This window comes from Neptuniibacter sp. 1_MG-2023, assembly GCF_030547185.1.
GTDB lineage: Bacteria > Pseudomonadota > Gammaproteobacteria > Pseudomonadales > Balneatricaceae > Neptuniibacter.
This window is the reverse complement of the sequence record NZ_JAUOQR010000002.1, coordinates 219,300-237,738: the sequence shown is the minus strand read 5'-3', so window position 1 is coordinate 237,738 and position 18,439 is coordinate 219,300. Positions and strand designations below refer to the sequence as shown.

Here is an 18,439-nt window from a genome sequence, read left to right as displayed (position 1 = left end):
TATGGATAGAAACAAAACCGGCAAGGATGCCGAAAAACAGGCTGAAAAATTTTTACAGACTCAAAGACTAAAACTGCTTAATCGTAATTTCAGCTGCAGATTTGGCGAGATCGATCTAATAATGCAAGATGGTCAAACCATCGTTTTTATCGAAGTTCGCTACAGAAACACAAAAAGATATGGAGGAGCCGCCGCTTCGGTTACTCCAACGAAACAAGCAAAGATAATCAAGGCAGCGCAACTTTATTTAAGCCAACAGCCAAGGCTGGCCAATAAAAATTGTCGCTTTGATGTGATCGCTTTTGAATATGATGCAGCACCTTCACACCCTCTGTGGTATAAAGATGCTTTTAGAATTTAAGGCATAATTAAGGACAGCATGGAACTCGAAGACCGCATTGTCAGCCAGTTTCACAATTCAATGGAAATCAATGCGATTACCATTGAACAATATACTCCGTTAATAGCCCATGCTGGCGAACTTTTACTTCACTGCCTTGTCAGTGAGAATAAGATTCTCTGCTGTGCAAATGGAGCCTCATCATCTTTGGGTCAGCATTTCACTACACTGCTAATGAACCGCTTCAGACACGAGCGACCTGGTCTTCCAGCGATCAACTTAAATTCTGATGGTTCAACTCTTAGCGCTATATGTGAAGACACTAGCTTCATGGATGCACAAGCGAAACAGATTCATGCTCTAGGGCAACCTGGCGATATACTATTACTCGTTACCCCCCACGGACGATCGAGTAATCTAGTTCAAGCCATTCAGGCTGCACATGACCGTGATATGACCGTTATTGTATTAAACGGCGCTGATGGCGGTGATATTACCGCACTCTTGAGCCCAGAAGAGATTGAAATCTGCGTGCCTAGCGACGACAGTGCTTTAGTTCATCATGCACAACTGCTAGTTTTACATGCACTATGTGACTTAATTGACTATCAACTATTTGGAAGCGACGAGTGATGATTAACAGCAAAACTCTTGTACTAATTACAGGTCTAAGCCTATCAGTTATTATTAGCGGCTGCTCTGACGTTATAAGTGTTGCCCGCGAAGAACCGATCCAAGAAGATCCGGGGCACCGAACCGTTGGCTCTTACCTTGATGACGAAGTGATTGAAACGCTCTCAATGGTCAATCTAGCCAAAGGCTCAGAGCAGATGAAAGCCACCAATATCAGTGTAACCAGCTACAATGGCGTAGTACTGCTCACAGGCCAAGCACCAAGTGAAGCTGCGCGCAGCGAAGCTGAGCAGATCGTTAGCCAAGTACGAAAAGTACGAAAAATCCACAATGAAATTAAGCTCTCCGGCGTATCATCTGCATTAGCCAGAACAAATGACACTTGGTTAACAACAAAAGTTAAAGCCGAATTACTAACCAACGAAAGCGTAGAAGGCTCACGCATTAAAGTTGTAACTGACAGCAGTACAGTTTACTTAATGGGACTCGTCAGCCAACAGGAAGCAGATACCGCAATTAGCATTGTACGCGGAATTCCGGGCGTAGAAAAAATCGTAAAAGTATTCGAATACGTTAGCCGTTAAGAGATAGAGAGATGCGCCGCAGCCATTTGCTTGCGGCGCTTTTTTAAAAACTATTTTACTACTTTTAAACTAGGGCGCTTCGGCTTCTCTTTATTGGCCTCAACCTCGTCCCTCTCTGGCTGCTTTCTTTCAGCGACCTGATCCTGCATATATACCTCAACCCCAGGCTCACCGCCAAACCCCATACCTTGACCATTTTCACGGGCATAAATAGCTAATACAGCTCGTACCGGAATATAAACATCCATCGGTTGCCCTGAAAATCGTGCATTAAAAGAAACAGCTTGCTCATCCATATAGAAATCACGCACGGCAGAAGGTGTAATATTCATTACAATCTGACCATCTTCTACGAATTGCGTTGGCACAGTGACACCCTCTTGAGTTGCATCAACTAAAAGATGGGGCGTCAAATCACTATCTAGCAGCCAATCGTACAACGCTTTCAATATATAAGGACGACTTGGTTTCATTTTCAATACTCACAATCAGTTAAACAGACACAAAAAAAGGGATGAAACATCATCCCTTTTTATAGACTAGGCGTAAAGACTAGTCGCGCATTTCACGCTCAGCTTCAGATAAGCTAACCTGAAACGATTCACGCTCAAACAAACGCTCCATATACTTCACTAAAGGCTTACACTGCTCTTCAGGAATATCGATTCCCAATAGAGGCAAGCGCCACAATAGCGGAGCAAGGCAGCAATCAACCAACGTAAAGTCTTCGCTCATAAAGAAAGGCTTATCATCAAAAATTGGTGACGTTGTTACTAAACTATCACGCAACTCTTTACGAACAGATTCTGCAGTCTCTTCATCATCAGCTAAAGATGCTTCAATAATTTGATCTGCAAGATCACACCAATCACGCTGAATGCGGTACATATAAAGACGGCTTTCAGCACGAGCTACCGGATATACAGGTAACAGAGGTGGATGAGGGAAACGCTCATCTAAATATTCCATCATTACGTTTGGCTCATACAAAACCAAATCGCGATCCAACAATGTTGGCAAGCTATTGTAAGGATTCATCGAAGTTAAATCTTCTGGAAGATTATCTTCATCACAATCGTGAATCTCTACAGCCACACCCTTTTCAGCCAAAACAATACGAACACGATGACTATACTGGTTTTCACCATTAGAGTAGAACGACATGGAAGAACGTTTTGCCACGACACCCATTAACTATTCCCCTTTTCAGAAACAGACACGCGGCCCCAAAATGGAGCCGCGCATGAAACGATGTGATTATACCACAACGCTATTAGTGTATATCTTTCCAGAACTCTTTCTTCAACGCATATGCTAAGAAGAAGAATAAGAATAGGAAGATCAATACGTAGGTACCAATGCGATGGGAATCCAACTTAGAAGGCTCACCCATATACACCATGAAATTCACAAGATCATAAACAACCTTATCAAATTCCTGAGGCGACAACTCACCAGTACCGTCAACAACACTTGCACAACTATTCAAAGGCGTATTAGTTAGAGGGTCAATACCATGACCTGCCAAACCATGGGCATTCATCTCATCCCAAGAACAGTTGGCTTTAACAACACCCTGTAGAGAGCCTAACACATTCGGCATACCTACATCTTTAAACACTGCATTGTTTACGCCCCATGGACGCGAATCATCAGCATAAAAACTACGAAGATAAGTGTATAACCAATCACCACCACGTAAACGCGCTTCAAGCGTCAAATCCGGTGGAGGATTACCAAACCACTTACCAGCGTCTTCTTTAGACATTGAGATCGTCATCTGCTCGCCAACCTTCAGATCACCAAAGATCAGATGCTCAGCAACCACTTCTGGATTCATACCCAAATCAATAGCAGCGCGCTCATAACGCTGATATTCAGCAGAGTGGCAACCCATGCAGTAGTTAACAAATGTTTTCATGCCGCGCTGCAATGACGCTTGATTATGCAGATCAACATCCATGTGGTCCAGGTGACCAGAACCACCAGCGGCATTAGCTGTAAGAGGCAGCACCGCCATTACTAATGTGATTAGAAACTTTTTCATTAGCCTGTAACCCTTTCTGGAACCGGTTTAGTACTTTCCATTTTGGTGTAGAACGGCATCAGGAAGAAGTACGCGAAGTAAAGCGCTGTACAGACCTGAGCAACAATGGTGCGTCCCGGAGTAGAAGCTACAACACCAAGATAACCCAAAATCACAAAGCTAATGCAGAAGATTACTAACATAATCTTACTAGGCATGCCTTTATAACGGATAGATTTAACTGGGCTACGATCAAGCCATGGAAGAACAAACAAAATCGCTATCGCACCACCCATTACAATCACCCCAGGGAACTGGGAACCGAATAGAGGCGGAATCGCACGCAACATCGCATAGAATGGCGTAAAGTACCACACTGGCGCAATATGCGGTGGTGTTTTCAGCGGGTTCGCAGGCTCAAAGTTTGGCGCTTCAATTAGGTAACCGCCACCTTCTGGGAAGAAGAAAATAACCGCACAGAAAACAAACAAGAACACAACCACACCCACAATATCTTTTACAGAGTAGTAAGGGTGGAATGGGATACCGTCTAATGGCACACCGTTCTCATCTTTCTTTTCTTTGATCTCAATACCATCTGGGTTGTTAGAACCCACTTCATGCAACGCAATGATATGCAATACAACAAGGGCAAGAAGAACGATAGGCAAAGCAACAACATGCAATGAGAAGAAACGGTTCAGAGTAATACCTGAAATCAGGTAATCACCACGGATCCACTCAGCAAGGTCAGGACCGATAAAAGGAACCGCTTGGAAAAGCGATACAATTACCTGTGCACCCCAATATGACATCTGACCCCATGGCAATAGGTAGCCCATGAATGCCTCAGCCATCAATGCAAGATAGATAGTCATACCAAACAACCAAACCAACTCGCGAGGCTTACGGTAAGAGCCATACATCATGCCGCGAAGCATATGCAGATACACAACCACAAAGAATGCAGAAGCACCAGTAGAATGCATATAACGCAGCAGCCAACCATATTCCACATCACGCATGATGTATTCGATGGACGCAAATGCACCTTCCGCAGAAGGATTATATGACATGGTCAACCAAATACCTGTCAATAACTGGTTAACAAGAACCAAAAGCGCCAAAGAACCAAAGAAATACCAAAAGTTAAAATTCTTTGGTGCGTAGTATTTTGAAAGATGATCTTCCCACATCGCTGTCGCAGGGAAACGATCGTCAATCCAACCCATGATACCTGGGTTACCTTTATTACGTGAACCAGCCATTATGCGTTCTCCTGATCTACACCAACAATGATCACGTTATCGCTTTCATAGCGATGAGGTGGAATCACAAGGTTAGTTGGCGCCGGGGAGCCATTCATTACACGACCAGATAGGTCAAAACGAGAACCATGACATGGGCAGTAATAACCACCAACCCAATCAGCACCCAAATCAGCAGGCGCAATCTCTGGACGGTATGTCGGTGAACAACCCAAGTGCGTACAAATACCAACCAGCACTGCAATATCCTCACGGATAGCACGCGCAGGTGTCGTTGGTACATAAGCGGGTTGCTGTGGAACTTCAGAATTTGGATCCTGTAAGTTTTCCAACTTTGCTAGATTAGCCAATGTTTCCTCGTCACGACGAACGATCCACACAGGCTTACCACGCCACTTGGCAACCATCTGCTGTCCAAACTCAAGTTTGCTTATGTCCACCTTCACAGGCGCACCAGCAGTTCGAGCTTTAGCACTTGGATTCCAGGAAGCTACGAATGGGACAGCGGCTCCTACAGCACCAACCGCACCAACTGCGGATGTAGCACCGATCAGGAGACGGCGCCGACCCTTATTCACGCCATCATTGCTCATTAAGACTATCTCCCCTCAATCGACCTTATTTTGCATATCTGCAGGTGCAGAAATGCCCTGGCCGCTAAGAATTATAAAACTACGGAAACATGTATCTGTAAAATGGCCCAAATAGTAATGAAAACACCCCATTTTTACAAGGTGAATTACTGCTTTTCGCTCTAGATTAGGCCAAAGTATTGACTTGGTGCAGCGCAAAAAAAACGCCCATCCCAAAAATGAGAGAGGCGCTTTTTCTGAATTCGAAAAACTCCGCAGAGAAATCGAATTAACGTTTGGAGAACTGTGGCTTCTTACGTGCTTTACGTAGACCAACTTTCTTACGTTCAACCATACGTGCATCACGAGTTACATAACCCGCTTCACGAAGTGCAGGACGTAGGGTTTCATCAAAAGCTAACAACGCACGAGTAATACCGTGACGAATTGCACCAGCCTGACCAAAACCACCACCGCCTTTAACGGTAACAACAGCATCGAAAGATTCAGTGTTGCCAGTCAATTCTAGAGGCTGACGCACGATCATACGAGCAGTTTCACGACCGAAGTAATCTTCGATTGTGCGATTATTAATAGTGATAACACCTGTACCTGGACGTAGGAAAACACGTGCAGTAGACGTTTTACGACGACCTGTACCGTAATACTGTGTAGTAGACATAATCTTCCTTCCCCTTAGATGTTCAGTTCTTTAGGCTGCTGAGCCTGGTGCGGATGTTCTGCACCAGCATATACTTTCAGCTTAGTGTACATAGCGCGACCCAATGGGCCTTTTGGTAGCATGCCTTTAACAGCAAGTTCAATAGTACGCTCAGGGAAAGTTTCTACCATTTTCTCGAAAGATGCTTCTTTCAAACCACCTGGGAAACCAGTGTGGTGGTAGTACATTTTATCTTTACGCTTGTTACCAGTAACGCCTACTTTTTCAGCGTTGATAACTACAATGTAGTCACCAGTATCAGTGTGCGGAGTGTAAACTGGCTTATGCTTGCCACGTAGACGACGTGCAATTTCAGTAGCCAGACGACCCAGAGTTTTACCTTCTGCGTCAACAACGTACCAGTCGCGTTTTACTTCGGCTGGCTTAGCGACGAATGTTTTCATCTGTATAGCCTTTCAACTTTACTCAAATCTCGTATCAACCAACCAACTTAGCTAGAAAATACCGACCTGACTTATAATTATTTGTTGCCCAACCTACAGTTCGACAACTCTCTTTTGCCCAAAATTCAAGCAACACCTAAACTTGGGAGCGCGCATTATAAAGATGGACCCGCCCTATCGCAAGGTAAATTTACAATAAACCTAGAACCAGCCCCGAAAACCCAACAACACCTCTTCGGCCTCCTACGCACCGGTGTAGGAGCTCACCCCGTGAGCGAATGAATTACGCTCCGATTCAAACCCATCCTTCGGCCAGAGGGCTGGCCTCCTACGTACCTATGTAGGAGCTCACCCTTTATACCCGGAACGGGTGCCAGAGCGAATGAATTACGCTCCGATTCAAACCCACCTTTCGGCCAGAGGGCTGGCCTTCTACACAAAAAAAGCACCCTAAGGTGCTTTTCTGTATAACCAAATCTATAAAATCAAAAAACTAAGCCGTAGTCCTATGGGCACGCGCTAAATATTCATGAGACTGCATCTCTAATAGACGGCTTTGAGTACGCTGAATCTCAAACTCCAGACGCCCCTCAGAATAGATCTCATGAATAGGTTTTTCCGCACTCAAAATCAATTTAACGCCGCTATCATAAAACTCATCGACCATATTAATAAAACGACGAGCCGCATCATCATTACTACGACCTAACTGAGGCACATTGCCTACCATTACCGCGTGGAATAACTTAGCCAGCTCTATATAGTCATTTTGTGAGCGAGGCCCCTCACAAATATCAGGAAAATCAAACCAAATGACATCTTCACAACACCGACGGGCTTTCATTTCACGACCATTAATCTCAATGACCTCACCCTCAACAACCTCATCAAGGTCAGGCACTAAACTCTCAAAGCTTCGATTTAAACTCGCATCGGCTCTTTCATCTAATGGACAGTGATAAAGTTCCGCCTGCTCTAACGCTCGCAGACGATAATCCACACCACCATCAACGTTAATAACATCGGTAAAACGATTTAACATATCAATCGCTGGCAAAAAGCGCGCACGCTGCAAACCGTCTTTATATAAACCATCCGGCACTATATTAGAGGTCGCAACCAAAGCCACACCATTATTAAACAGCTCCTGAAGCAGACTACTTAAAATCATGGCATCAGTTATATCTGTAACAAAAAACTCATCAAAACAGATAATACGCGCTTCTTTCGCATATTTTTTACCAATGGCGACTAGAGGATTCGCAGTACCATCTAACTCTTTAAGCTCTTTATGAACTCGCTGCATAAAACGGTGAAAATGCGTACGCATCTTCTCTTCAAACGGCAAACTGTCGTAAAACGTATCCATAAGATAAGTCTTACCACGACCAACACCACCCCAGAAATAAAGCCCTTTTATCGGCTCTTCAACTTCAGGCTTGGAAAACTTACCCTTCAAACGCCCCATCAAACCGACTTTAGGGGTTTCTTTCGTCGCCAACAGATCATCATACAAGCGCTGCAGATTTTCTACCGCCAGCTCCTGTGCAGGATCATACGAGAAATCATCACGTTTAAGGTCAAGTTTGTATCGTTCTAATGGAGTCATATCTAGCTGCCAATCTGAATGGGTTCTAACTTGCGCGAACTTTACCGAGGAATGCCCTATTTAGCAAATGCAACATAAGATGCACACCTAGGAGACAAAGGCACAAAAACATCAATTAAATTGAAGAATCAAAGCCTAACAGATAAATTACAAACCAATAATGGGAATCAGAACTGGCAGAAAGAATGCGGTAAAAGCACCAGTCATTCCCATCGCCAATCCGCCAAAAGCTCCAGCAACCATGCCATATTCAAAGGCAAATGCAGTTCCCATCGCATGAGCACCGACACCTAAAACAAACCCTTTCACCGACTCATCTTCAATTTTAAGCAGCTTATAAACAACCGGAGCAATTACACACCCCATCGCCCCCGTAATAAGTACCAAACCTGCTGCAAGAGAGGGAAAACCACCAACTTTTTCCGCAATTGCGATAGCGATGGGAGAGGTCACCGATTTAGGCGCCAGTGTCAGCAATAATTGATCACTTAAGCCAAACCACATACCTAGCATTATTGCAGAAACCGACGCCACAATTGCTCCCGATACACACCCCACCAACAACGGAACTAACAACCGCTTTACGGTTGCCAAATTGTCATACAAAGGAATTGCTAACGCCACGACTGCAGGGCCTAATAGCAGATGAATATACTGCCCACCTAACATATAAGTATCATAGTCAGTATTTGTAGCTAAAAGGACGAGGATAATAATGGCTAGGGATACCAACACCGGATGCAGGAATGGCGTTTTCCCCATCCGAACATTAAACCAAGATGCAACTAAAAACACCGCTAAGGTAACCACCAGCCAAAGCACCGGCAGTGTCTGAAAATGAGACCACAACACCATTAATGCCCTTCCTCGTGCTTTTCTTTAGACATGAGTCGAAGCAAAGCAGCGACCACAAACATAGTAACCAACGTACTTACGAACAGAATAATCAAAAGCTGATACCAATACGCCGACAGCACACCGAAATACCTCATCAACCCAACACCAGCAGGCACCAACAGAAGAGGCAATATCTTCAACAACCCTTCACTTGTACTCCGAAGGCCATCAGGGACTTTTTTAATCACAATTAAACCGACAAGCAACAGCATCATACCTACAACTGAACCTGGGATTGATACACTCAAAAGCGTTACTAAGCACTCGCCTAAAAGCTGACAAAACAGCAAAATAAGAAACCCTTGAACCATATAAACCACCGCTACCTTACTAACTGATACAACTGAAAAAATGCAATCCCTGCAAACAACATAAACAACACACCTGCACCTCGATGTATCAATGCTATAGGCAACCTTTTAAGCAGCACACGACCAAACCACACCCCAAGCAGCGTCGTAAGCATTAAAGCTACGGTACCCGCCACCCAAACAATCCAAGCCTGCTCAACCGCTGCTAAACCCGCGATCGCCAGCTGTGTTTTATCACCAAGTTCAGCTAAAAAAATCAGTATAAATACGGAGCTAATAAGATGTTTACCTATTTTTATACTTTCTTCACTTTCCTCTTCATCATTCTTAAATGATTGAATAGCAAAGACAAAAAACAAAACACCCACAACAAAAAAGATCAATGTTTGCGGTACATAAATACTTAAAGCAGCTCCAAAAATAGCTGCCAATGCATTCAAAACAGAGAAAGCCAACACACTACCAATTAAAACGGGTGCTGCTCTATACCTAGCAGACAACGTCATACATACCAGCTGACTTTTATCCCCAAATTCCGCTAGAAAAACCAGCAAAAAGACCTTAATAAAAGGTTCTACAAACTCCATGCAATACAACTCTTTAAAAATAAAAAAGGAAGGCTAACAGAAAAACCAAACAAAGATTTAAGATAGGCAAAGTTTATTCTGCATAGCATCACGCTTTAAGTAGGCGCAGATTGATGCAGTTTTGGTATATGCAGAAAGAATCGTGCGAACTTCTGGCATATTACGGACAATGCCTCGCTCAATATTTTGTGCAAATAAGCGCTTTTGCTCTAAAGACAGAGAATCCCAAGACAGCGCCGCTGCGTGGGATAAAGTCAAATGAACCGACTTTTCCCAAGGACCCAATTTAAGAGAATTAATCAACGCCTGATGATACTCCTCATCAAACTCTTTCAAATAAGATTTCATCAACACTAAATTAGCCCAACTATATGGCCAGCGAGGCCTTAGCTTTATAGCCTGCTGATGGAGCACCTTAGCATTAGCAATATCATCAAGGCCCTGAGCATCCAATTCTGAAACAAGTGCCCGATAATAGAGAACACGCCCCTTCAACTCCACATATTCAGGGTTACTCTCCTCCCAATTCAATGCAGAATTGGAATCAGCCAAGGCCTCTGAAATCTCTTCCGGTTGAGGAAGCTGCGGCCTTTCCTGCCATTGCTCTAATGCGTAGCGAACCTTATAGCCGTATAGGTCACCCATACCCCACGAAAAAACAGCATAAACACCAAGCAAACACATACAAATCAAAGAGAAGAGGAGCAACTTAATAACGATAGGTGGAGCAATAAAACCACCCACCTTAACTTTCTCTTCAGATTGATCTACTGAATTATCCGTCACTAATAAACCCCTATTATTCTCGCAGGATTACCCCAGACTAAGCGCCTAGCCTCAACATCACCAATCAACTCAGCCGCAGCACTAACCGCCTTAGAAAGCACCGGCGGGCGGTGATCAGAATTATGACCATCAGAGGCAATAATCGTCACCCAACCATTCATCAACATCTGATCAGACAAGCGCTTAGCTTCAACACCAAACCCACCAGAAACAGACATAGCGGTTAATTGAAACAAACACCCCAACTCAATAAACGGAGTCAGTTTTGTAACATCAGACATAATACCTTTGTTCCGCTCAGGATGAGCAATCATTGGCAATACACCACGATCCAGTAGCCATTTGACTAACTTTTCACTTCCTGGCGGCACATGACTGTGAGGAAGTTCAAGCAGCATAACTTTTTTATCTTCCCACACCCCCAAAAAAGGGAGCTGGTTATTTGCAAACATAGCCAATACTTCAGCAGACAACCGAACCTCACCCGCCGCTTTCACACTCAGATTTATATCATTCTCAACAAGCGCCGTTTGAAACTGCTCAAAGATTGGCTTAATCGACTGTACGTTATTGTTATAACGTCCAGGGTGAACGTGCGGCGTGAGCACCATATGAGTAATCCCATCATCAGCAGCTATGCGCGCAAGCGAAAGAGCCTCTTCCATAGAAGAGGCTCCGTCATCAATGCCTGGCAATAAGTGGCAATGCAGATCAATCATGCAAGATTCTTACTATCCTCGGTATAACCATAAGTATCATAGTAGCCACCGTAATCGCCACCATCATACTTAGATGCTTTTTTAGTATTCACCTGATTCAGCACAACACCAATCAAAGGCGCATTTACATCCTTAAGACGCTTAATACCCGCCTTAGCTTGCTGATAAGTCGTTGAATCTGCTTTAACAACATAGATCATTCCACCCACCAATGGGGAGATCACCATAGCATCACTCACCGATTGGGAAGGAGCCGTATCAATAACAATACGATCATAACCTTTTTCAAGTAATTCTAATGCTTTAGCAAAGCGCTTAGAGGAGAGCAACTCTAGTGGATTTGGAGGAATAGTCCCCGCTGGCAATACATCTATCCCACCTTTTTCGAAATGCTGTATACACTCTTCTAGCTTAGCGGTGCCCGCCACAAAATTAGACAAGCCAATAGCATGCCGATCAATCCCCAACGCCTTATTAAACGCTGGGCGGCGCATATCAGCCCCAATTAATAAAACCTTCTCCATCTGACCAAGCGCAAAAGCTATATTAACCGCAACCGAGGTTTTACCTTCATCTGGCATTGTTGATGTTACAGCCAATACCTTATGGGGATTATCTAAAGCAGAGAGCACAATCCCAGTACGAATCGTTCGAACAGATTCAGCAAATGACGAGTGATTACTCTCCACAAACTCCCTATAAGAGAGATTAGGGTTATTTTTATCTTGCTTCAATAAAGGCAAAATACCCAACAATGTAGCCGATAACTTACTTTCCACATCCCTAGCAGTCTGTATAGTGTTATTTAATGCTTCAAGTAAAAAGGCAAAAACGACACCAAACATTAAACTTGCGACAAATACCGCGATAATAATTAGCTTCTTTTTAGGTTTAGCTGGCTGAGCAGGAATCACGGCTGGATCAATAACACGAGCATTAGCCGAGTTCAAATCACCCGTTGCATTGGTTTCATTAAAGCGCTGTAAAAAAGTATCGTAGACCGCTCGTTTAGATTCAGCCTCATTTTCTAATTCTTTACGCTTATACTCTTTACGCCCTAAATCCTGTAAACCAACACGCGTTTTAGCTAACGCATCCTCAAGGGATTTCTCACTCGCCAAGGCAGCGCTATAATCACTTTTAATCCCATTGATTACACTTTTAATCTGGCTGTTCAATGAGTTACGAGCATTAGCCACTTCGGACTGCACAGCTTGCATGCTCGGATGTTTAGCACCATAACGTTTTGCCAATTCAGAGCGTTTCAGCTCAACATCCAATAACTTACGCTTAAACTCTTGAACAGTCCTATCCTGCAAAACACCCGGTATCAGCTCATATTTCCTTATAGACCCATTGGCTGCCTGAATTTGCTTATAGCGACTCTCTAAATTTAACCGATCGCGTTTAGCTTCAATATGTTTAGATGAGATAAGCTCAAGCTCTTTGTTGGCAATCGTTGTTCCGCCCTTTTCACCAACTAAATTTTCAGCATCCAAAAAATCCTGAAGTTTCTTTTCTGCTGCATTAACATCAGCTTTAAGTCCACCCAAGCGCTCACTCAACCAAGATGAGGCCTGCATGGTAACTTCCAACTTCGCTTCTAAGTTACCCTCTATATAGGCCTGGCCTATAGCATTAGCCACTTGTGCTGCTAGCTGAGGGTCACTCGCCTCAAAGGTAATCATCACTAACTGAGTTTTACGAATAGGCGTAATAGTCAAACGTGAACTAAAGCCATTAATAAATTTATTCAATGCAGCACGTTTAGCAGCTTCTTCAGAAACTACAACATCACCACCTGCACTAGGAAGCTCAAAAGGCAACATGTCACGCCAATTGAAAGTAAATAGAGGCTCTTGATTAAATTCAGGATGCGTTTGCAGAGATAGCTTATTAACCACTTTCTCCGATAAGCGTCTCGACTTAATAATTTCAAATTGAGTTAGCAAATACTCGCTATTACCTTTGTCCAACCCATAGACTTCTTCAATGGATACTACATTTGCCTGCTGACTTTCAATCAGCAAGGTCGCCGTAGCCCGGTAGACTGGCTTCATGGAAAAAACAAGCAACACTGTCAAGACTGTAATAATTACAGCAAAACCTAAAATGCCCCACTTATAGCGCATCAAGGTTCGCCAATACTGCCGAAGATCTATAACCTCTTCGTTCATCAAACGTTCCACTGGAAAAGGTTGATTATCATTCGTCATGCAGCAAATCCATTTGAAATCATAAGGTTAAAAGAAACTTTCTTCGATATTAATAATGTCGCCAGGATAAATCGTCGTCTGCAAATTAGCAGCTTCGCTTTCACGCTGACTAGCTCCATCTCGAACAATAAAAAACTTGCTTGAAGATGCCCTTTCAGTAAAACCTTCAGCTAAGGCAACAGCTTTTTGCAACGTCAAGCCTGGCTGATAAGGGTAACCGCCGGGCTTTACTACCTGTCCATGGATAAAAAACTGGCGATATTCTAAAACAGTAATATTAACATTGGGGTTCACAAGATACCCATCTGACAGCCGCTCTCGAATAACTTCACCAAGCTCGCCAGTTGTTAGCCCTTTAACTCTCAGCTCACCTAAAAACGGATAAGAGATAGTGCCTGCATCACTCAATCGAAGCTCAACACTCAGCTCCTCTTCACCAAAAACCTGAATACTCAACAAATCACCCGATCCTAAAGGATAATCAGATAGACCAGTTACAGACTCAGCCGATGAAACAGTAGAGCCCAGCAAACAAAGCATCAGACTTAATATCTTTAAAATCGATAATAATTTTCGTTTAATCATTGCATGTATCCACTACTCAAAGAATTACCTTTATATAACAAACACCTTTAAGTATTTGTTACATAATTTACATGCTACAGGGAGCCTTGAACTGTTAGAAAAATTGTATTTCTTTCATAATCCAAATTAGCCTGATTCGAATCACGTTCAGAGTAAACATAATCAAGCCCAAAATTCAGCCAACGGCGAACATCATAGTCAACACCAAGACCATAAGAGATCATATCATCCTCTCTCGTAGAGGAGACATAGTCACTATTAGACGCACCGTAATACACTCGTGAACGCCATAAATCAGTCCACGCATGAGTCCACTGAAGATCGAGGCTTGTCATATCAATGTAGTTACCCGTGCCATCGGTTTCTTCAGCTTTCTTATCTGTGGAGATATCTAATACAGAATAGCTCTTAGGCGACCAACGCATAGACAACTCCCAGCTAACGCCGTCGTCATCTTCACGAAGAGCACTATCGAAATCTTTTTCAGCGTAGCCAAACTTAACAGTACCTGATGTCTTCGCTGTTGCGTCCCATGTGGCACCTAAAAGGTATTTTCGCTCGCTACTATCCAAAGAAACCGTCGAAAGGTCATAATCTATATCTTTATTACGCACTTCAAATAAAAGAGACGTTTTCGGCATCACTCGATAATAGAAAGTCACACTTGTATTGACGGTCTGGCGGTCTTTAACTTCAGTCTGCGTACGGAAGTTGTCATATTCACGATCTTGGACACCCGCAACGAACCTAATTCGCCCTTTGGCGTCTTTACCGCCAAACTCATAAGCACCCTGCATGCTATTAACATGATACTCAATAGGCACATCATTAATCGTTGCATTCAACCCTTGATTCAACCCACTACCACGATCCTCATGGGTATCAAGATAACCTGCAAGCAACTCAAGGCGATTACGAATATTAAAATCAAAAAATGCACGGCCACTAAGCTGATGATCAGTGTAATTATCCGCGCTACTATCTTGATAATTACCCTGTGTTAACACGTAATTAACACTATATTCATTAAGTCCTTGCTCAGCTTTTAACTGAACAGAAGGACTAATAATCACTTTAGTAGAACTTTTCTCATTAGATTCAGATGCAAAGATATTGTCATCATACCCAACACGAGTAGACACCTGAGGAATCACCTGCAAAGGGCCATCAGTGTATGACATCGGCTCTATCGCATTAGCTGCAACGGTAAAAAAGGATGCAGGAACAAGCACTAAAGCATAAAACAGGTTATTTTTTTCCATAAAAGCCATGATTTTTTCATCCCTAATATCAAATTAGCGCGACAATTCCTATCCAACAAAGGATAATTCCATCCATTCTACCACAATAATTTTCTATAAATACCCTTTACGCAAGTGCAATATAATTTAGAAAACTTTCCCTTTTTACGACTTAAATACTGTAACACAAGCATGCTACTATCTGCTTACAGTGAGCTTTATACATAGGGATTTAAAGGATGACAATTACAGTAACTAAAGCAGTAATACCCGTAGCAGGATTAGGTACGCGAGTTCTACCCGCCAGCAAAGCAATTCCAAAAGAGATGATGCCGGTTGTTGATAAGCCCGTCATCCAATATGTTATAGAAGAAGCCATTGCAGCCGGCATTACTGACATTGTATTGGTTACCCGCTCAGGGAAGTCATCTATTGAAGATCACTTTGACTGCCATTATGAACTAGAAGCTGAATTAGAAAGAAAAGGCAAAGACACTATTCTAGCCTCAGTCCGCGACATAATCCCCGCAGGCGTATCCATTACTGCAGTGCGACAAAACAAAGCCCTAGGGCTAGGTCATGCCGTACTATGTGCTGCCCCAATTATTGGTAATTCCGACTTTGCCGTACTACTACCCGATATGCTTATTAATTGTTACGGGCAGGACAAAACCGATCTCCAAACAATGGTTGAAGCCTATGAAAAAAGCCAGCATGGCCAAATCATGGTTGAACCTGTTCCAATGGAGCATGTAGAGCGTTACGGCGTCGTCGATTGCTCAGGCGTTACTGTGCTACCAGGGGAAGCAGCAGATATCGCCAAAATGGTAGAAAAACCGCCCAGAGCAGAAGCCCCATCAAACCTCACGATTAACGGCCGCTATATCTTACCCGCAAGAATCATGGAAATATTGAAAGACACAAAACCTGGCGCAGGCGGAGAGATACAGTTAACTGATGCGATGGCCGACTTCTTACAAGAGGGCACACTACAGGCTTTCCACATGCAGGGAAAAACCTATGACTGCGGCAATAAAGCTGGCTATCTACAAGCCAATGTAATCTATGGATTACAACATGCAGAAACAGCGGATAGTTTAAAAAGCTTTATCAAAGGCTTAGCACTTTAACGTATTAGTTCAACTCAGAATTTGAGCATAGACAGCACCCTTAAAGGATAATGATTAATAGTCACTCCTTCCGACAAATATAGGGTGAGCTGCATTATTCAGGAACGCTTTATCTGTAGGGTATAATCTACAGATAAAGTTTTGAATAAGTACCAAGCATAAAAAGGAATCTACATGTCACCAAAAGAGACAACAGCTTGGGTGGACCTACAGTCCCACGCTTACTATATGTCACAGTCGCATATCAGTACCTTATTTAGTGAGTCGCCGAATCGTTTTGCTCAATTTGGCTTCACACAAGACAATCTTCTTCTGGACCTTTCAAAACAACGAATCACCGACGAGACACTCAATCTATTAATTGAACTCGCAAAAGAGCGCAATCTACCCAACTGGATCGAATCGCTCTTTAAGGGTGATCACATTAATGATTCTGAAGATCGTCCAGCCTTACATACAGCCCTACGCACACCTAAAGGCACAACCTTAGAGGTTGATGGCGTCGAAATAATTGAAGAAGTCCATCAAAACCTTGAACGAATGGAAGCCATTGTCAAAAAAATCCATTCAGGCCAATGGCGAGGGTTTACAGGACACTCCATAAACACTGTCGTTAATATAGGTGTTGGCGGTTCGGATTTAGGCCCCCTTATGGCCTGCAAAGCTCTAGCTGAGTATCAGCCAGAAGAAGCTCAAAATCTAACGGTTCACTTTGTATCATCTATGGATGGTAGCCAACTTGCCGACCTACTGAGCCACTTAAATCCAGCCAGAACACTCTTTGTTATCTCCTCGAAGTCATTTACAACAATCGACACATTAGCAAATGCGAACACAGCAAAAGAGTGGCTTAAGCAAGCAGGCAATACAGCCAGCGAAGAAGTTTTAGTCTCTCGGCACTTTATTGGCGTATCTGCTAGTCCTGACAAAGCGCTCAGCTGGGGAATTCCTAAATCAAACCAGCTTGCATTTTGGGACTGGACCGGAGGCCGTTACTCCATGTGGTCCACTATCGGGCTACCGATTGCATTAAAGCTAGGCATGAAAGGGTTCAGAGAGGTACTTGCAGGTGCTCACAATATGGATACCCATTTCAGAGAGACACCTTTAGAACAAAACCTCCCTGTACTTATTGCTATGGTTGGTATTTGGAACATTAATTTTTTGAACATTAATGCCCACGCGATACTCCCTTATGACGGCCGATTAAATCACCTTCCTGCCTATTTAGAGCAGTTAGAGATGGAAAGTAACGGTAAATCAGTTACTCGAAAAGGCAAAGCCACTGACTATAATACCTGCCCAATTTTATGGGGCGAAGTAGGCACAAATGCACAACATGCATTCTACCAACTACTGCATCAAGGCACAGAATCAGTAATGTGTGATTTTATTGTCGCAGCCAAACGCTATCACGACACCGACAATTCAGAATTAATGCATCAACACCAGCTAAACCTTGCCAACTGCTTAGCACAATCACGCATACTTGCCTTAGGCGACACCGTTATCAAGGGCGCTGAAAATGCACCGGCCTACAAACGCTACAAAGGCAATCAACCCTGCACAACGTTATTACTTGATGAACTCACCCCCCACACTTTCGGACAAATCATTGCTATGTATGAGCATAAAGTTTTTGTCCAATCAGTAATATGGGATATAAACCCTTTTGATCAGTGGGGCGTAGAACTAGGGAAAAAAGTGGCCACAACCTTATTGGATGCTTTATCACCAAACGCATCAACCGAGGATTTCGACGCATCGACACAAGGCCTCTTACAACATATCTCGATGAGGAATAAGTAAT

21 protein-coding genes are annotated in these 18,439 nt (G+C 43.3%); 5 read left to right on the top strand and 16 right to left on the bottom strand.

The window, feature by feature from the left end; all coding sequences use genetic code 11:
- Window position 1: 1 nt before the first annotated feature.
- Genes Q4492_RS03820 through Q4492_RS03810 form a run of 3 tightly spaced genes read left to right on the top strand, consistent with a single transcriptional unit; the run spans window position 2 to window position 1,557 of the window.
- The gene (locus tag Q4492_RS03820; RefSeq protein ID WP_303415936.1) at window positions 2-361 is read left to right on the top strand and encodes a YraN family protein; all 360 of its coding nucleotides are present in this window, start codon (window positions 2-4) and stop codon (window positions 359-361) included.
- An 18-nt stretch (window positions 362-379) separates the two neighbouring features.
- Complete coding sequence (locus Q4492_RS03815) at window positions 380-973, top strand: SIS domain-containing protein (protein WP_067869618.1); 594 nt, start codon at window positions 380-382, stop codon at window positions 971-973.
- On the top strand, window positions 973-1,557 hold the full coding sequence (locus Q4492_RS03810; RefSeq protein ID WP_303416067.1) for a BON domain-containing protein: 585 nt from the start codon (window positions 973-975) through the stop codon (window positions 1,555-1,557). Before Q4492_RS03815 ends, Q4492_RS03810 begins: the two co-directional genes overlap by 1 nt.
- Window positions 1,558-1,607: 50 nt before the next feature.
- On the opposite strand, the gene Q4492_RS03805 is transcribed toward Q4492_RS03810, so the two are convergent.
- The 16 genes from Q4492_RS03805 to Q4492_RS03730 all read right to left on the bottom strand — a co-directional run bounded on the left by Q4492_RS03805 (window position 1,608) and on the right by Q4492_RS03730 (window position 15,529).
- Window positions 1,608-2,030: a ClpXP protease specificity-enhancing factor gene (locus tag Q4492_RS03805; RefSeq protein ID WP_303415934.1), complete on the bottom strand. Its 423-nt coding sequence runs from the start codon at window positions 2,028-2,030 to the stop codon at window positions 1,608-1,610.
- Window positions 2,031-2,109: 79 nt separating this feature from the next.
- A complete protein-coding gene (locus Q4492_RS03800; protein ID WP_067982799.1) occupies window positions 2,110-2,748 on the bottom strand; it encodes a glutathione S-transferase N-terminal domain-containing protein in 639 nt (212 codons plus the stop codon).
- Window positions 2,749-2,830: 82 nt separating this feature from the next.
- On the bottom strand, window positions 2,831-3,604 hold the full coding sequence (locus tag Q4492_RS03795) for a cytochrome c1 (protein WP_303415933.1): 774 nt from the start codon (window positions 3,602-3,604) through the stop codon (window positions 2,831-2,833).
- Window positions 3,604-4,851, bottom strand: a complete 1,248-nt coding sequence (locus tag Q4492_RS03790) for a cytochrome bc complex cytochrome b subunit (RefSeq protein ID WP_303415932.1) — start codon at window positions 4,849-4,851, stop codon at window positions 3,604-3,606. Before Q4492_RS03790 ends, Q4492_RS03795 begins: the two co-directional genes overlap by 1 nt.
- On the bottom strand, window positions 4,851-5,444 hold the full coding sequence (petA, locus tag Q4492_RS03785) for a ubiquinol-cytochrome c reductase iron-sulfur subunit (RefSeq protein ID WP_303415931.1): 594 nt from the start codon (window positions 5,442-5,444) through the stop codon (window positions 4,851-4,853). The genes Q4492_RS03790 and petA overlap by 1 nt, the downstream gene beginning before the upstream one ends.
- 268 nt (window positions 5,445-5,712) lie before the next feature.
- The gene (gene rpsI, locus Q4492_RS03780) at window positions 5,713-6,105 is read right to left on the bottom strand and encodes a 30S ribosomal protein S9 (RefSeq protein WP_067869639.1); all 393 of its coding nucleotides are present in this window, start codon (window positions 6,103-6,105) and stop codon (window positions 5,713-5,715) included.
- 14 nt (window positions 6,106-6,119) lie between these two features.
- Window positions 6,120-6,548, bottom strand: a complete 429-nt coding sequence (rplM, locus tag Q4492_RS03775; RefSeq protein WP_067982781.1) for a 50S ribosomal protein L13 — start codon at window positions 6,546-6,548, stop codon at window positions 6,120-6,122.
- Window positions 6,549-7,041: 493 nt separating this feature from the next.
- The gene (gene zapE / locus Q4492_RS03770; protein ID WP_303415929.1) at window positions 7,042-8,157 is read right to left on the bottom strand and encodes a cell division protein ZapE; all 1,116 of its coding nucleotides are present in this window, start codon (window positions 8,155-8,157) and stop codon (window positions 7,042-7,044) included.
- Between the two features lie 147 nt (window positions 8,158-8,304).
- Window positions 8,305-9,012: an LrgB family protein gene (locus Q4492_RS03765; protein WP_303415927.1), complete on the bottom strand. Its 708-nt coding sequence runs from the start codon at window positions 9,010-9,012 to the stop codon at window positions 8,305-8,307.
- Entirely contained in the window at window positions 9,012-9,365 is a 354-nt protein-coding gene (locus tag Q4492_RS03760) for a CidA/LrgA family protein (RefSeq protein WP_303415926.1), read from the bottom strand. Before Q4492_RS03760 ends, Q4492_RS03765 begins: the two co-directional genes overlap by 1 nt.
- Window positions 9,366-9,376: 11 nt before the next feature.
- Window positions 9,377-9,952: a TMEM165/GDT1 family protein gene (locus Q4492_RS03755; RefSeq protein ID WP_303415925.1), complete on the bottom strand. Its 576-nt coding sequence runs from the start codon at window positions 9,950-9,952 to the stop codon at window positions 9,377-9,379.
- A gap of 57 nt (window positions 9,953-10,009) precedes the next feature.
- Window positions 10,010-10,738: a hypothetical protein gene (locus Q4492_RS03750; protein WP_303415924.1), complete on the bottom strand. Its 729-nt coding sequence runs from the start codon at window positions 10,736-10,738 to the stop codon at window positions 10,010-10,012.
- Window positions 10,738-11,457 carry a tyrosine-protein phosphatase gene (locus tag Q4492_RS03745; protein ID WP_303415923.1) on the bottom strand — a complete coding sequence of 240 codons (720 nt, stop codon included), beginning with the start codon at window positions 11,455-11,457 and terminating at the stop codon, window positions 10,738-10,740. The genes Q4492_RS03750 and Q4492_RS03745 overlap by 1 nt, the downstream gene beginning before the upstream one ends.
- A complete protein-coding gene (locus Q4492_RS03740; protein WP_303415922.1) occupies window positions 11,454-13,673 on the bottom strand; it encodes a polysaccharide biosynthesis tyrosine autokinase in 2,220 nt (739 codons plus the stop codon). Before Q4492_RS03740 ends, Q4492_RS03745 begins: the two co-directional genes overlap by 4 nt.
- Before the next feature lie 27 nt (window positions 13,674-13,700).
- Entirely contained in the window at window positions 13,701-14,258 is a 558-nt protein-coding gene (locus tag Q4492_RS03735; protein ID WP_303415921.1) for a polysaccharide biosynthesis/export family protein, read from the bottom strand.
- Between the two features lie 74 nt (window positions 14,259-14,332).
- Window positions 14,333-15,529: an outer membrane beta-barrel protein gene (locus Q4492_RS03730; protein ID WP_303415920.1), complete on the bottom strand. Its 1,197-nt coding sequence runs from the start codon at window positions 15,527-15,529 to the stop codon at window positions 14,333-14,335.
- 209 nt (window positions 15,530-15,738) lie between these two features.
- Between Q4492_RS03730 and galU the strand changes: the two genes are divergently transcribed.
- Window positions 15,739-16,629 (top strand): UTP--glucose-1-phosphate uridylyltransferase GalU, encoded by an 891-nt coding sequence (gene galU, locus Q4492_RS03725; RefSeq protein ID WP_303415919.1) that lies wholly within the window; start codon window positions 15,739-15,741, stop codon window positions 16,627-16,629.
- A 174-nt stretch (window positions 16,630-16,803) separates the two neighbouring features.
- On the top strand, window positions 16,804-18,438 hold the full coding sequence (pgi, locus tag Q4492_RS03720) for a glucose-6-phosphate isomerase (protein WP_303415918.1): 1,635 nt from the start codon (window positions 16,804-16,806) through the stop codon (window positions 18,436-18,438).
- Window position 18,439: the final 1 nt, after the last annotated feature.

Coding starts and splice junctions, on each gene's coding strand:
- Q4492_RS03820 (WP_303415936.1), top strand. CDS start 2: ATGGATAGAAACAAAACCGGCAAGGATGCCGAAAAACAGGCTGAAAAA.
- Q4492_RS03815 (WP_067869618.1), top strand. CDS start 380: ATGGAACTCGAAGACCGCATTGTCAGCCAGTTTCACAATTCAATGGAA.
- Q4492_RS03810 (WP_303416067.1), top strand. CDS start 973: ATGATTAACAGCAAAACTCTTGTACTAATTACAGGTCTAAGCCTATCA.
- Q4492_RS03805 (WP_303415934.1), bottom strand. CDS start 2,030: ATGAAACCAAGTCGTCCTTATATATTGAAAGCGTTGTACGATTGGCTG.
- Q4492_RS03800 (WP_067982799.1), bottom strand. CDS start 2,748: ATGGGTGTCGTGGCAAAACGTTCTTCCATGTCGTTCTACTCTAATGGT.
- Q4492_RS03795 (WP_303415933.1), bottom strand. CDS start 3,604: ATGAAAAAGTTTCTAATCACATTAGTAATGGCGGTGCTGCCTCTTACA.
- Q4492_RS03790 (WP_303415932.1), bottom strand. CDS start 4,851: ATGGCTGGTTCACGTAATAAAGGTAACCCAGGTATCATGGGTTGGATT.
- petA (WP_303415931.1), bottom strand. CDS start 5,444: ATGAGCAATGATGGCGTGAATAAGGGTCGGCGCCGTCTCCTGATCGGT.
- rpsI (WP_067869639.1), bottom strand. CDS start 6,105: ATGTCTACTACACAGTATTACGGTACAGGTCGTCGTAAAACGTCTACT.
- rplM (WP_067982781.1), bottom strand. CDS start 6,548: ATGAAAACATTCGTCGCTAAGCCAGCCGAAGTAAAACGCGACTGGTAC.
- zapE (WP_303415929.1), bottom strand. CDS start 8,157: ATGACTCCATTAGAACGATACAAACTTGACCTTAAACGTGATGATTTC.
- Q4492_RS03765 (WP_303415927.1), bottom strand. CDS start 9,012: ATGGTGTTGTGGTCTCATTTTCAGACACTGCCGGTGCTTTGGCTGGTG.
- Q4492_RS03760 (WP_303415926.1), bottom strand. CDS start 9,365: ATGGTTCAAGGGTTTCTTATTTTGCTGTTTTGTCAGCTTTTAGGCGAG.
- Q4492_RS03755 (WP_303415925.1), bottom strand. CDS start 9,952: ATGGAGTTTGTAGAACCTTTTATTAAGGTCTTTTTGCTGGTTTTTCTA.
- Q4492_RS03745 (WP_303415923.1), bottom strand. CDS start 11,457: ATGATTGATCTGCATTGCCACTTATTGCCAGGCATTGATGACGGAGCC.
- Q4492_RS03740 (WP_303415922.1), bottom strand. CDS start 13,673: ATGACGAATGATAATCAACCTTTTCCAGTGGAACGTTTGATGAACGAA.
- Q4492_RS03735 (WP_303415921.1), bottom strand. CDS start 14,258: ATGATTAAACGAAAATTATTATCGATTTTAAAGATATTAAGTCTGATG.
- Q4492_RS03730 (WP_303415920.1), bottom strand. CDS start 15,529: ATGGCTTTTATGGAAAAAAATAACCTGTTTTATGCTTTAGTGCTTGTT.
- galU (WP_303415919.1), top strand. CDS start 15,739: ATGACAATTACAGTAACTAAAGCAGTAATACCCGTAGCAGGATTAGGT.
- pgi (WP_303415918.1), top strand. CDS start 16,804: ATGTCACCAAAAGAGACAACAGCTTGGGTGGACCTACAGTCCCACGCT.